The organism is Microbacterium invictum, from assembly GCF_034421375.1.
Lineage (GTDB): Bacteria > Actinomycetota > Actinomycetes > Actinomycetales > Microbacteriaceae > Microbacterium > Microbacterium invictum_A.
Map to the genome: position 1 here is coordinate 857623 of NZ_CP139779.1, position 12756 is coordinate 870378.

Sequence of the window (12756 nt, forward strand, 5' to 3'; positions counted from 1 at the left end):
AGGTCGATTCGGTCGGCCGCCCGGGTCGTCCGGCGGCGTTTCGTGCCGCCTTTGCGCGAAGCGCGAGGTGATGCACAGAGCCCGAGAAGTCTACCCGAGCTCGTCGCGCCACGAGTGGCGGGGCTCGAAGCCGAGCACGCGACGCGCCTTCTCTATCGAGAGCAGGGTGTCGTTCTCTCCGATCTCGCCGCGCACCTCGACGTCGGGGAACACCTCGGCCAGCAGCTCGGCGTTCGGCCTCGTCATCACCGTGTCGGCCGCGGCGATGATGAACGCCTCGAAGCCGGGCTCGGCCACGCGAAGTGCCCGCTCGATCGCCTGGGCGCCGTCGCGGGCGTCGATGTACCCCCAGAGGTTCCACTTGCGGCGCAGGGCGTCGCTGTCGAACGAGGGGAACTCGGCGTAGTCCTCGGGCACCATGACGTTCGAGAAGCGCAGGGCCGTGATCGACAGGTCGGGGTGCCAACGCACGAGCTCGCGCGCCATCCGCTCCTCGAGGGTCTTCACGAGCGAATACACGCTCTCGGGACGCGGCTCGTACTCCTCGTCGACGGGAACGTACGGCGGCGGCACGTCGAAGGGGAGTCCCAGCACCGTCTCGCTCGACGCGGCGACGATCCGGCGCACGCCCACGCGGATGGCCGCGTGGAAGACGTTGAAGCTCGCCGTCATGTTGTTGTGGAACGTCGCCACGTCGCTGCGGAGCCCCGGTGCCGGGATCGCCCCGAGGTGCACGACCGCGTCGACACCGTCGTGCTGGTCGTTCACCGCGCCCAGCGCGTCGACCACCTGTCCGTAGTCGGTCAGGTCGACCTGCACGAACCCGGGGCCGCGCTCGCCGGCGACGTCGAGGCCGATGACCTCGACGCCGCCGGCGCGCAGCTCACGGGCTACGACCGTGCCGAGCTTGCCGGAGGATCCGGTGAGGGCGATGCGCGTCACTGACATGTGTGTGCTCCGTATCCGTGCCCGATCTCGGTCGTCACCGCCTCTCCGTCGATGGTGGCGGATGCGGTGACCTCGACCTCTCCGGGCTCGATCGTCGTCGTGCGGGAGGCGAAGGCCTGCGAGACGACCTTGCCGGGGGCGAGGGAGGCGACCGTCTTGCTGCCGTAGGCGGTGGAGACCTCCACCGTCACGGGCACCTCGTCGGTGTTCTCCACGCGGACGACCAACTGTACCTTTCCGACCACGCACCGGGCCGCGGTGGAGACCTCGACGGTCGGGCCGGCGGCGGGGAGGTCGATGGTCTGCGGGTCGACGCTCTCCAGGGTCGGGATGACCTTCTTCATCAGCCCGTTCTCGTCGAATTCGAGCTTGTCGATCGTCGTCTCGCGGTTGTTGCCGTTGCCGCCGGGCATCGCGAACCGGTGGTAGGCGATGTACCAGTCGTCGGTGCCGGGAACGTTGATGATCGAGCTGTGGCCCGGTCCCTTGATGCCGAGGGACAGGTCCTTCTCGAGGATCACGCCGCGGTAGGTCCACGGGCCGTTCATGCTCGTCGCGGTGGCGTAGCCGACGCGGTAGTTCTCCGACCCGGTGTCGTCGATCGCGTAGGTCAGGTGGTACAGACCGTTGCGGTAGTTGAAGAACACCCCTTCTCGGAAGTCGGTCAGACCGTTGATCCGCTGATAGGTTCCGGGCTTGATCGAGACCATGTCGTCGTTCAGCTCGGCGAGCACGGGGCTGCCGTTGCCCCAGCCGAGGTACCACTTTCCGGATACCGGGTCGTGGAACGCCGCCGGGTCGATCGCCTGGCCCGAGGTCACGGCCTCGTTGTTGACGATCATCGGCAGCGGCTGGGCGACGAACGGGCCCTCCGGGCTGTCCGCGACGGCGACGCCGAGCGTCTTGCGGTTGTAGGTCGGGTTGTGACCGGAGAAGTAGAAGTAGTACTTCCCGTCCCGCTTGATGATGGTCGGCGCCCACGCGTTCCCGGTCGCCCAGGGCACGTTGCCGTTCTCGCCGTCGAGGGTCAGGAACGGCTCTTCCGAGCGCTCCCAGTCCACGAGGTTCTTCGATTTCCAGACGTAGAACTCCTTGCCGCCCCATCCGGGGAAGCCGTCGGAGGTCGCGTAGATGTAGTACGTGTCGCCGAACACCGCGATGTTCGGGTCGGCGTACAGGCCAGGGAGGACCGGGCTCTTCATCTCGCGCGCCTCGATCGTCCAGGTCACCGTCTCGCCGCTGCCGGTGGTGAGGGTGTAGGTGACCGGCGACGAGAGGTCGACCGTCGTACCGCTGGCGGGCGAGACCGTCACGCCCTCCACCGTGGTGAAGGTCGGTGCGAGCGCGGTGAGGTCGGTCCCCCGGTTCACGGGGAGGACGACGGAGCGCGTCGTGCTGTCGGAGATCGGGGCGATCTTCAGCGCCGACGGGTCGCTGAGCGATACGTCGATGAGCTGGTCGTCGACCCCCGCGTTTCCGAGGATCTCGGTGGCCGACAGCGCCCGGTTGTACACCCGGATGTTGTCGTACCACCCCTGGAAGAACGCGTCACCCTCGTAGAAGGATCGTCCGAGGTAGCCGAGCAGGTCGTCGCCGAGTCCGTCCACCGTGGTGCTGAGCGAGGCGTTCTCGCCCACCTTCACGCCGTCGATGTACAGGGTCATGGTGTTGCCCTCGAACACGACGTCGTAGCGGTGCCACTGCCCGGAGGCGGTGGTGCCGGTGACGGCCGACTCGTTCTGCCACGACTCGGTGGTGATGGCGCTGCGCACATCGCCGCCGCGGACGCGGAGGAAGTAGTAGTCGATGTTGCTCTTCCCGAAGGCGAACGTGAAGAAGTTCCCGCTCGTCCGCTCGGAGCGGATGTCCATCGACACGGTCATGGTGCTCCGGCCGTCGAAGAACCCGGTCGGGAACGACGCGTAGCCGCCGGATGCCCCGGTGAGGCGCAGCGCGCTGCCCTTCGTGGCCTCGGCGCCGACGGCGGCCGTGCCGAACGCGGTGAGATCCGCATTCCCGACGGAGTCCGTCAGGGTCCCGTCGTCGAAGGTGTACTCCGCGATCGGGCCCTGCTGGGGCTCTTCGGGCTCCTCCGGGTCGACGGGGGAGTCGCCGTACGCGGCGAGGAGACGCTCCTCTTCGGCAGCCGAGAGGCGCAGGACCGAGCCGTGGCGGAAGCGCTGGTCGAACGAGTACTGGTCAGGGCCCGTGCCCACGCTGAGCTCCTCGAACTCGAGGCTCTCCAGGGTGTCGGCGATGTGGCCGTAGTAGCCGCCGTCGTCGCCCATGATCGCCCAGCGGCCGTCGGGCAGCTGGTAGACCGTGTGGCCCTCCATGCGGGTGCGGAGGCCGAAGTCTCCCGCCTCGTCGCGCGCGACGACCGTGGTCCACGGCCCGTCGAGGCTCGGGGCGGTGTCGATGACGGTCCACCAGTCCGAGGTGGAGAAGCGGTAGTAGGTGTCGCCCTCCTTCGCGATGGAGGAGTCGATGATGTTCGGACCGGTCTGCCCGTCGCCCTGGGCGTTGAGGGATGCCCAGACCTCTGGCTCGGTGAACGTGACGAAGTCGCGGGTCTTGGTGAGATACACCCGCAGCGCCCAGTCGGGGGTGTTGTTCTCGCGCTGGTCGCGGGCCGACCAGTACACGTAGTACTCCCCGGTCTCGTCGTTGTAGATCGCCTCAGGCGCCCACACGTTCCCGGCGTGCTCGAAGCCCGCGAAGACGATGCGCTGGTCGCTCCAGTTCACCAGGTCGGTGGATTCCCACACGACGAGGTTCTGGCTGGCGTTCAGCTGGTCCCATCCGGATCCACCCGGCCCGCCGCCCTCGGCGTGCAGGTCGGTGCCGATGATCCAGTACTTGTCACCCTCCGCGGAGCGGACGAGGTGCGGGTCGCGCACGCCGAGGTCGCCGCCGAGGTTCGCCAGGATCGGCTCGTTGTCGTTGAGCTTCGACCACTGCAGGCCGTCGTCGCTGTGGCCGAAGAAGATCTTCTCGTACCCGCCTTCCGCGGCGAAGTGCGTCCAGAGGTATCCGGCGGTGTAATCGGTGTCGAGGCCCTCGGGGGCGGCGGTGACGGTGATCGGTATCTGACGCGACGCGCCGGTGTTCGCGACCGTGGCGGTCAGGGTCACCGGGGTGTCCGCGGCTCCGCGGGTCACGACGCCGGCGGCCTTGCCGTCCTGCGCCGTGGTAGTCACGACGCCCGCGGGTGAGGCCGACCACGAGATCGACGTGCCGTTGACCGATCCGGCCTCGGGCAGGGTGATGTTGCCGCGGACGTCCTCGGCATTCGGGATCTCGATCGCGTCCAGGTCCTCCTGCGCGAGGGTGTCGTCCCCCGGCATGGCGAGGACGGTGACCTCGAAGGCGCGCGTCTGGGTGGCGCCGCCGCGCGCGAGGCTCGCCGTCAGGGTCGCCGTCGCGTTCGGCTGGCCGCTCGCCGGTCGGGTCACCGCGCCGGTGGCGCTGATCACCCCGGCGTCGCTGGTCGCCCAGGCGATGCTCGCGCCGTTGACCCCGGTCGTGGGCAGCGTCAGGTTCGCCGTGAGGCCGGAGACATCCCCGAGCGAGATCGCCGCGGCATCCCGAGCCAGCTTGGTGGCGTCGTCGGGGTGGAGCGCGGCGACCGCGGTGGCGCTGAGCGCACTGTCGTAGATGCGGAAGTCGCGGACGCTGCCGGCGAGGCGCCGGTCGGCGTCGTAGTTGGAGCGGCCGATGTAGTTCGCCGTCGTCACGCCGCCGCCGAGGGATGCGGGGGTGATCGTGACGTTGGTGTTCTGGGCCACCTGCACGCCGTCGAGGTAGAGGCGCGCGGTGTTCGTGGCGTCGTCGAGGGTGTAGGTCAGGGTCTTCCAGACACCGCGGGGCAGGTTCTGACCGCTGGCGGTGTTCTGCTCGCCCTGCCAGTTGTGCGGGGAGATGGTGCCGCGGTAGGCGTTGCCCGTGGTGAACAGGTAGCCGTTGCCCGAGTTGGACGTCGCCGGGGTTCCCAGACCCCAGATGAAGTACGGGGTCGCCTGTTCCTGGCGGATGAGCACCTCGGCGCTGACGGTGACGGAGTTCAGCCCCGCCAGGATGTTGTCGGGCAGCTTCACGTGGTCGTCGGCGCCGTCCAGGCGCACCCCCTCGCCGCCTGCGAGTGTCGGACCACCCACGTACGTCGCATTCCTCCCCGACCCCGAGACGTCGACCGCCACCGCGCCGGAGGTCTCGTCGAGCGGGTAGTGGGCGACCAGTCCCGTGTCGCCGAGCGCCGGGGGCGTCACCACCACCGCGCCGGTCAGACCCAGAGCCAGGGCCGTGAACGCCGCCAGCACACCTCGTGAACGTCTCATCGCACTCCCTCGTGAACGGATCGGGCGACCATGCCCGGACCCGTTGGATGTTATCGCTCACAGTTTTCGAAACTCAACCCCTGATTTCGCTTGACACCGTGAGACGTGGGCTCTTACGGTAGGGAATCGCCGGACATGTTCCCGGTAACACCCTCCCCCGGGTGGACGACCTGCACCGTCGCAGTGAGCGACACCGACCTGCATCGTCGCAGACAGGAGATCTCAGCTCATGCCCCAGCGATCCTTCTCCCGCATGCCTTCCCGACGACGGGGGCGCTGGGGTGCACTCGTCGCGGCGGCCGCTGTCGCCGTGGCCGGCACGATCGTCCCCGCGACCGCCGCCCAGGCCGACATCGGTGTGGATCCGCTGATCCACTACACCTTCGACGAGGCTTCCGGCACGACGATCGCCGACGCGAGCGGCAACGGCAACGACGGCGTCCTGCGCCAGTCCGGCGGCGCGGTCGACGGCGGCGTGCTGTCCCTCCCCGGCGGCGCACGGGGGAGCGCCGCCTACGTCGAGATCCCGACGGCGGGCCTGGTCGGCAAGAAGGACCTCACCATCTCGACCTGGCTGAGTACCCGTACCGGCCCCGCCAATGTCGCCGCCGCGTTCATCGGCGCGCCCGTGGCATCCGGTGCCTCGTTCTCCAGCGCCTACTGGCTGATGAACCCGACCAACCTGAGCGGCTACGTGAAGTCGGTGGTCACGAACACCGTCAACGCCGGATCCCCCTGGACGACCGAGGTCGGCGCGGGCGCGACCAACACCCCCACTATCGGGGCGCGCACCCCGGCAGGCATGTCGCTCTACACCACGGTCATCGACGGCACCGACGGGCAGCTGCGCGTCTACATCAACGGCGCGCTCATCTCGCAGACCTCGATCGGCCGCGACGTGGCGTCGTTCGGCTCGTCGCTGGTGTCGTACCTCGGCCGCTCGACCTACAACGACGCCAACTGGAACGGGCAGATCGACGACTACGCCGTCTACCCGGCCGCGCTGGAGACCACTCAGGTGGCCGCGCTGTTCTCGAGCCAGGCCATCGACCGCGCGATTGGCGCAGTCGAGATCGCCGAGACCGCCACCGCCGACTTCTCCCTGCCCACGAGCAGCTACGGGGTCGCGATCGCCTGGGAGTCGGATGACGCCGCCATCACCGTCGCCGGCGGCGCGGCCGATGTGACCCGCCCCGCCTCCGGGAGCGGCGACCGGACGGTCACGCTCACCGCGACCTTCACCGCGCCCGACGAGGTGCGCACCCAGACGTACACCGTCGTCGTGCCCGAAGACATCGCCGACGCCGACAAGGTCGCCGCCGATCTCGCGGCGCTCGAGATCGCGGGGGCCGACGACATCCGCACCAACGTCTCCGTGCCGGTGACCGGAGCCCAGGGCTCGGAGATCACCTGGACGGTCACGGAGGGCGCCGGGTTCGCCGCGCTTCGCGCCGGGATCGGCGAGGCGTACCGCACGGTCGACATCGAGCGCCCCGCCTCGGGAGCGGATGCCGCCGAGGTCGAGCTCACCGCGACCGCTCGCAACGGCTCGGTCGAGCAGACGCGCACGTTCCGCCTCGTGGTGCAGCCCATGCCCACGGCGACCGACGACACCGAGGCCTACGTCTGGGCGTTCTTCACCGGAGAGGGCGCCGGCGCCGAACGCGTCAGCCTCGCCGCGTCGAAGGGCAACGACGCCCTGGACTGGAACACGCTCAACGACGGTGAGCCGATCTTCACCTCCACCCAGGGCACGACGGGCCTGCGCGACCCCTTTATCATCCGCTCCCCGCAGGGCGACCGGTTCTACATGCTCGCCACCGACCTGAAGATCGACGGCCTGCCCGGCGGCTTCGGCACCGCTCAGATCTCCGGCTCGCGTTACATCGAGGTGTGGGAGTCCGACGACCTGGTGAACTGGTCGGAGCAGCGGCACGTGAAGGTCTCGTCCGACTTCGCCGGCAACACTTGGGCGCCGGAGGCGTACTGGGACGAGGAGCTCGACACCTTCGTGGTGTTCTGGGCCTCGAACCTCTACGACACCCCGAATGCCGCGGATCGCACGGCGGTGACCTACAACCGCATGATGTACGTCACCACCGACGATTTCCGCACCTTCTCCGAGCCGCAGCCCTGGATCGACGTCCGTCGGGGCAACGGCCTCGGCACCATCGATTCCACGGTGGCCAAGGTCGGCGACACCTACTACCGCTTCACGAAGGACGAGGCGTCGATGACGATCCGGCAGGAGAAGTCCACCGACCTCCTCGCCACGATCACCGGCACCCTGCCGGGAACCAGCGGCCCCGCCGACGAATGGACGCTCGTCAAGGAGCGGATCGCATCGGGTCTGCCGAACGGCGAGCCGGGCAGGACATACTCCAGCGGCGAGGGACCGAGTGTCTTCCCGGCGAACGCCGGCGACGTCAACGGGTTCGAGTGGTTCCTCTTCATCGACCAGCCCTCGTACCACGGTGGTCCGAACCACTACATCCCGTTCGGGTCGGACGACATCGCCGACGGCGACTCCTGGCAGCCGCTGGGGGCGAAGCTCCGCGCGAACCTGCCGGAGAACTCCGACGGCGGGAAGCCGCGACACGGCACGGTCATTCCGGTGACCCGCCTCGAGTACCAGCGGGTCCTCGAGGCCTACGCCCCCGATCTCGCCGTCACCTCGGTCGCCGCGATCGACGTCACCACGACGGCCGGCACCGCGCCAGTGCTGCCGCAGGCGACGCTGACCAAGGCGGACGGGTCGACCCAGACCGTGGACGTGGTGTGGGAAGCGGTCGATCCCGCCTCGTATGCCGACGCCGGGTCGTTCACCGTCGCGGGTGTCGCCCAGGACGACTCTCGGATGCCGGTCGAGGCGACCGTGACGGTCGAGGACGCCGTGTCGATCGAGGTGACCACCGACAGTCGCTGCGTCGTCGGCAAGGTGGCACTCACGGTGAAGATCGTCGGCGACCCCGACGCGGCGGTATCGGTCGACATCGTCACGGCCTCCGGCACGCGCACCGCGATCATCGCCGCGGGGAAGACCGCGAGCTACGCGTTCAGCTCGCGGCTGGCGACGATGCCGGCGGGCTCGGTGACGGTGACGCCCAGCGTCGACGGCGAGAGCCACGCGCCGGTGGTGGCCGGCTACAACGGTCGCGGGTGTTGACACGCCCGCGAGATCGACGACCGGAGGCCGGAAGGGCCGGCCCCGGAGGACGTCAGTCCGGCACAGCAGCCGCACTGAGGATGGGAGAGAACGGATGAAGACGTCAGGTCTGCTTGCCCGAGCGGCAACCGGCATGGCCGGGGGCGTGCTGCTCCTCGGTGTGGCGGGGGCGGCGCTGGCCGCCGAGGTCGGGACCGACGATGTCGACGTCAGCGTCGCCATCGAGGAACAGGAGCCGGTCGGCGCGCTCACGATGAGCGTCGCCGCCGACGCCACCACCCTCACCGAGGTCGAGTCGGGCGAGGAGGACGTGCGCCGGTTCGACGGCACACTCCCCACCGTGACCGTCACCGACGACCGCGAGGAAGTCCCCGCCGACACGTACTGGTACGTCGTCGGCCAGGCCTCCGACTTCGTCAACGAGGAGGGGGGGATCATCCCGGCCGAGCACCTCGGATGGGCGCCCGCGATCCTGACTGAAGGGGAGGGTGAGGTGACCCCCGGCGACCAGGTCGACACCGTTCTCGACGAGGGCCCCAACAACGTCGGACTGGTGGGGGAGGAGCTCCTCGCGCTGAACCTCTCCGCCGCCGACGCGCGTCCGACCGGGACATGGGATGCCAACGCCGCGCTGTTCCTCAAGACGCCGTCCGACATCGAAGGCGGCAACTACACCTCGAAGATCACCCTCACCCTCTGGGAGGAGTCGTTCTGAGCGGGGTGCGTCCCCGCTCCGACTGATCGGTCGGGGCCGGGCGCGGCATCACGCCGCCCGGCCCCGACACCTAATCTGGATTCTCGTGCTCTCCTCCGACTCCTTCCTCCGGCCCTCCCGCGTCCTCGCCGCGATCGCCGCGATCACCGCGATCGTGGGGACGCCCGGCGTAGCCTGGGGAGCCTCCGGCGATACCGGCGGAGACGACGCCGGCATCCGGTGGTCGGTGACGCCGGCCGACGAGACCGGGCCCGACGGGCGGACGGCCGCAGAGCACACCCTCGATCCCGGCGAAGGGATCGACGACTACTTCGCGGTCCGTAACGTCAGCGACGCCGACGTGACCTTCGCGCTGACCGCGGCCGATGGCTTCTACACCCGCAACGGCCGGTTCGACATCCTCGCCTCCGGGGAGGAATCCGTCGATTCCGGAACCTGGATCTCCCTCCCCGAGGAGGTGACCGTCCCCGCCGGACAGGTCGCCGTGGTGCCGTTCCGGATCGACGTGCCCGACCAGGCCGAGCCCGGTGACCACGCCGCGGGCATCACCGCCTCGGTGCTCTCGATCGGCGCCACCGACGACGGTACGAGCGTCGGTGTGGAGAGCCGCGTCGGGTTCCGCGTTTTGACGCGCGTCACCGGGGAGATCACTCCGATCGCGGCGCTCGCCGGAGGCGGCGCGGCCTACACGCTGTCGTGGAACCCCTTCCGTCCGGGTTCGGTCACCGTCTCGTTCGAGGTGGTCAACGAGGGCAACACCCGACTGCTCGTCGACGGCGAGGCCGCCGCCGGAGCCGGGACGTCGACGTTCCCGGAGGACGGCACTCCGCAGGAGCTCCTTCCGGGCGACGCGCGGCCCTTCACCGTCGTCATCGACGACGTCTGGCCGCTGTTCTTCGTGCCGGCCACGGTGTCCGTCGGCGCCGAGAGCGTGACGATGGACGGGGCCACCTCCGAGGTCGCTCCCGTCCAGGCCGAGATCCCGGTCTGGGCGGTGCCCTGGCCGCAGCTCGCCGTCCTGCTGGGGGTTGTGCTGGTGGCGGTCGCAATCATCGGCGGGCGGCTGCGCTCACGTCGCCGGCTGGACTCCCTCCTCGCCGAGGCACGGGAAGAGGGGCGGCGGTCGGTCGCCGCGGCACCGGAATGACCCGATCCGTGCTCCGCCGCACCGTCGCCGCGCGTTCGCGACACACGACCGACGCATGGGAGCCGTACGATGTGCAGATCGGGCGCCTCGCCGGCCGGTCCACCACCGTCGCTCCGCGCGACGGGAAGGGGTACGACCCTTCGGATCGACGGTGCGACGCTCGTGACATCGAACGGGGGGACTGAAGATGTCAGGAAGTGTTGCTCGAAGCGGGTGGCAGAGACCCAGCATCTACGACGTGGCCAAGCAGGCCGGCGTGTCGCACATGACGGTCTCGCGTGTGTTGAACGGTCACCCGAACATCCGGGAATCGACCCGGGAACGGGTGCTGCAGGCGATCGACGAGATGAACTACACCCGGAGCTCCATCGCCCGGGCCCTCGCCACCCGCCGCGCCATGCGCATCGGGGTGCTCGTTGACAGCCCCGTGCAGTACGGACCCAACAGCACCCTCCGTGCCCTCGAGGGGGCCGCGCGCGACGCCGGCTACGCGATCAGCGCGTTCTCGGTGTCGGACGACGACGGCATGCAGATCGACAGCGGCGTCGTCGACCTCGTCACCCAGGGCGTCGATGCCCTGTGCGTGATCGCCCCCCGTCAGTCATCCCTCGACCTCCTCGGGCAGCAGGCCACCGGACTTCCCACCGTCGTCGTGAAGTCCGAGGCCCACCCCGACATGCACACCGCCGGTGTGGATCAGTGCCAGGGGGCGAAGCTGGCCGTGTCGCACCTCATCTCTCTCGGTCACCGGCGCATCCTGCACCTCGCCGGCCCCATGGACTGGTACGACGCCCGCGTGCGCGAGCAGGGTTGGCGTGATGCGCTGACCGCGGCGGAACTGCCGGTCTCGGATCCCGCGGTGGGCGACTGGACGTCGGATTTCGGGTACGAGTACGGCAGCTCCCTCGAACTCGGCGAGGCGACGGCGATCTTCGCGGCGAACGACCAGATGGCGCTCGGACTCATCCACGGGCTGAGCGATCGGGGAATCCGCGTGCCCGACGACGTCAGCGTCGTGGGGTTCGACGACCTTCCCGACGCGCGGCACTTCCTGCCGCCGCTGACCACTGTCCGACAGGACTTCGCGGCGCTGGGCGCGCTCGCGCTGCAGCTGATCATCGCCGCGATCGAGGGCGAGTCCACCGACGAGCACGACATGATCGAGCCCGTCCTGATCGTTCGCCGCTCCACGACTGCGCCTCGGGCGTGAGCGCGGTAACAGCTGAATAACGAACCGAAGAATGGTGGTTGCGCTCACGTGTTGTTAGCGCGCACAATGAGAGGGCACACCCGATAAGAGTGTCCCGCCGGGGCACAGGGCTTTTCTCTCCGACGAAGACGCGTCGGAGAGTCTCAAGGAGGAGAAATGGCACAGAAGAAGCGGATGCTCGGCCTGCTCGGCTTCGTCGGCGCGGGCGCGCTGGCACTCGGGCTCGCCGGCTGCGCGAGCGGCGGCGGCGATGACGCCGGCTCCGGCGACGGCGGCGACAGCGGCGATCTCGTCACCGTGGGGTTCGTCGCGGTCGGACCCGAGGGCGGCTGGCGAAACGCCAACGAGCAGGCCATCAGGGACGCCTTCAGCCAGGAGGCGGGCTTCGACCTGAAGTACGCTCCTGCCGCGAGCCCCACCGACCAGAAGTCCCAGATCGACGCGTTCGCGACATTCGTCAACGACGAGGTCGACGCCATCCTCCTCACCGCCACCGAGGCGTCGGGCTGGGAGGACTCGCTCGAGCTGGCTCAGGAGGCCGAGATCCCCGTCATCCTCCTCGACCGCGGTGTCGAGGCCAGCGAAGACCTCTACGTCACCCGTATCGCTCCCGACAACGTGAACGTCGCGGCGTCGGTCGGCGAGTGGGCGCTGGAGACCTTCCCCGAGGGTGCGAACTACTACACGCTCGAGGGTGTCCCCGGACTCTCCGTCGTCAACGAGCGTAACGAGGGCTTCGACATGGCGATCGAGGGTGCGTCGGGATGGAACAAGGTCGGCGCCCAGACCGCAAACTGGACCGCCGACGAGGGCAAGTCGGTCATCGAGACCGTGCTCAGCGCGAACCCCGACCTGCAGTTCATCTTCGCGCAGAACGACGAGATGGGCATCGGTGCGGCCGCCGCGGTGACCGCAGCCGGTCTCGTCCCGGGCGAGGACGTCAGGATCGCCACGATCGATGGCACGACGCCGGCTCTCGAAGCGCTCGCATCCGGTGAGCTCAGCTTCGTCGCGCAGTACAACCCCTTCTTCGGCGACCTCGCCGTCGAGGCGGTCAACGACGCACTCGCGGGCGAAGAGGTCGAGAAGAACATCATTGTCGAGGGTGAGACGTTCAACTCGCCCGAGGCCGGTCAGGCCGCGATCGACGAGGGCAAGGGCTTCTGAGCCAGCTCTCCTTCGGGTGAGAGCATGAGCCATGCGCGCGGGGGCCGCCGTTCCGGTGGCCCTCGC

7 protein-coding genes are annotated in these 12756 nt (G+C 69.2%); 5 read left to right on the plus strand and 2 right to left on the minus strand.

The window, feature by feature from the left end; all coding sequences use genetic code 11:
• Positions 1–90: 90 nt before the first annotated feature.
• Together T9R20_RS04105 and T9R20_RS04110 are read right to left on the minus strand one after the other, a co-directional pair.
• The gene (locus T9R20_RS04105; protein ID WP_322411277.1) at positions 91–948 is read right to left on the minus strand and encodes an NAD(P)-dependent oxidoreductase; all 858 of its coding nucleotides are present in this window, start codon (positions 946–948) and stop codon (positions 91–93) included.
• Positions 939–5285, minus strand: a complete 4347-nt coding sequence (locus T9R20_RS04110) for a family 43 glycosylhydrolase (RefSeq protein ID WP_322411278.1) — start codon at positions 5283–5285, stop codon at positions 939–941. Before T9R20_RS04110 ends, T9R20_RS04105 begins: the two co-directional genes overlap by 10 nt.
• A 253-nt stretch (positions 5286–5538) precedes the next feature.
• On the opposite strand from T9R20_RS04110, the gene T9R20_RS04115 reads away from it, so the two are divergent.
• The 5 genes from T9R20_RS04115 to T9R20_RS04135 all read left to right on the plus strand — a co-directional run bounded on the left by T9R20_RS04115 (position 5539) and on the right by T9R20_RS04135 (position 12690).
• Positions 5539–8451: an immunoglobulin-like domain-containing protein gene (locus T9R20_RS04115; RefSeq protein ID WP_322411279.1), complete on the plus strand. Its 2913-nt coding sequence runs from the start codon at positions 5539–5541 to the stop codon at positions 8449–8451.
• A 94-nt stretch (positions 8452–8545) separates the two neighbouring features.
• The gene (locus T9R20_RS04120; RefSeq protein ID WP_322411280.1) at positions 8546–9166 is read left to right on the plus strand and encodes a hypothetical protein; all 621 of its coding nucleotides are present in this window, start codon (positions 8546–8548) and stop codon (positions 9164–9166) included.
• Between the two features lie 85 nt (positions 9167–9251).
• Positions 9252–10313: a WxL protein peptidoglycan domain-containing protein gene (locus tag T9R20_RS04125; protein ID WP_322411281.1), complete on the plus strand. Its 1062-nt coding sequence runs from the start codon at positions 9252–9254 to the stop codon at positions 10311–10313.
• 238 nt (positions 10314–10551) lie between these two features.
• Entirely contained in the window at positions 10552–11523 is a 972-nt protein-coding gene (locus T9R20_RS04130; protein ID WP_322411282.1) for a LacI family DNA-binding transcriptional regulator, read from the plus strand.
• A 156-nt stretch (positions 11524–11679) separates the two neighbouring features.
• Positions 11680–12690, plus strand: a complete 1011-nt coding sequence (locus T9R20_RS04135) for a substrate-binding domain-containing protein (RefSeq protein ID WP_322411283.1) — start codon at positions 11680–11682, stop codon at positions 12688–12690.
• Positions 12691–12756: the final 66 nt, after the last annotated feature.

What these genes read in the sequence shown, in the direction of transcription:
- T9R20_RS04120 (WP_322411280.1), top strand. Translation starts at nt 8,546, where the DNA reads ATGAAGACGTCAGGTCTGCTTGCCCGAGCGGCAACCGGCATGGCCGGG.
- T9R20_RS04135 (WP_322411283.1), top strand. Translation starts at nt 11,680, where the DNA reads ATGGCACAGAAGAAGCGGATGCTCGGCCTGCTCGGCTTCGTCGGCGCG.
- T9R20_RS04110 (WP_322411278.1), bottom strand. Translation starts at nt 5,285, where the DNA reads ATGAGACGTTCACGAGGTGTGCTGGCGGCGTTCACGGCCCTGGCTCTG.
- T9R20_RS04115 (WP_322411279.1), top strand. Translation starts at nt 5,539, where the DNA reads ATGCCTTCCCGACGACGGGGGCGCTGGGGTGCACTCGTCGCGGCGGCC.
- T9R20_RS04105 (WP_322411277.1), bottom strand. Translation starts at nt 948, where the DNA reads ATGTCAGTGACGCGCATCGCCCTCACCGGATCCTCCGGCAAGCTCGGC.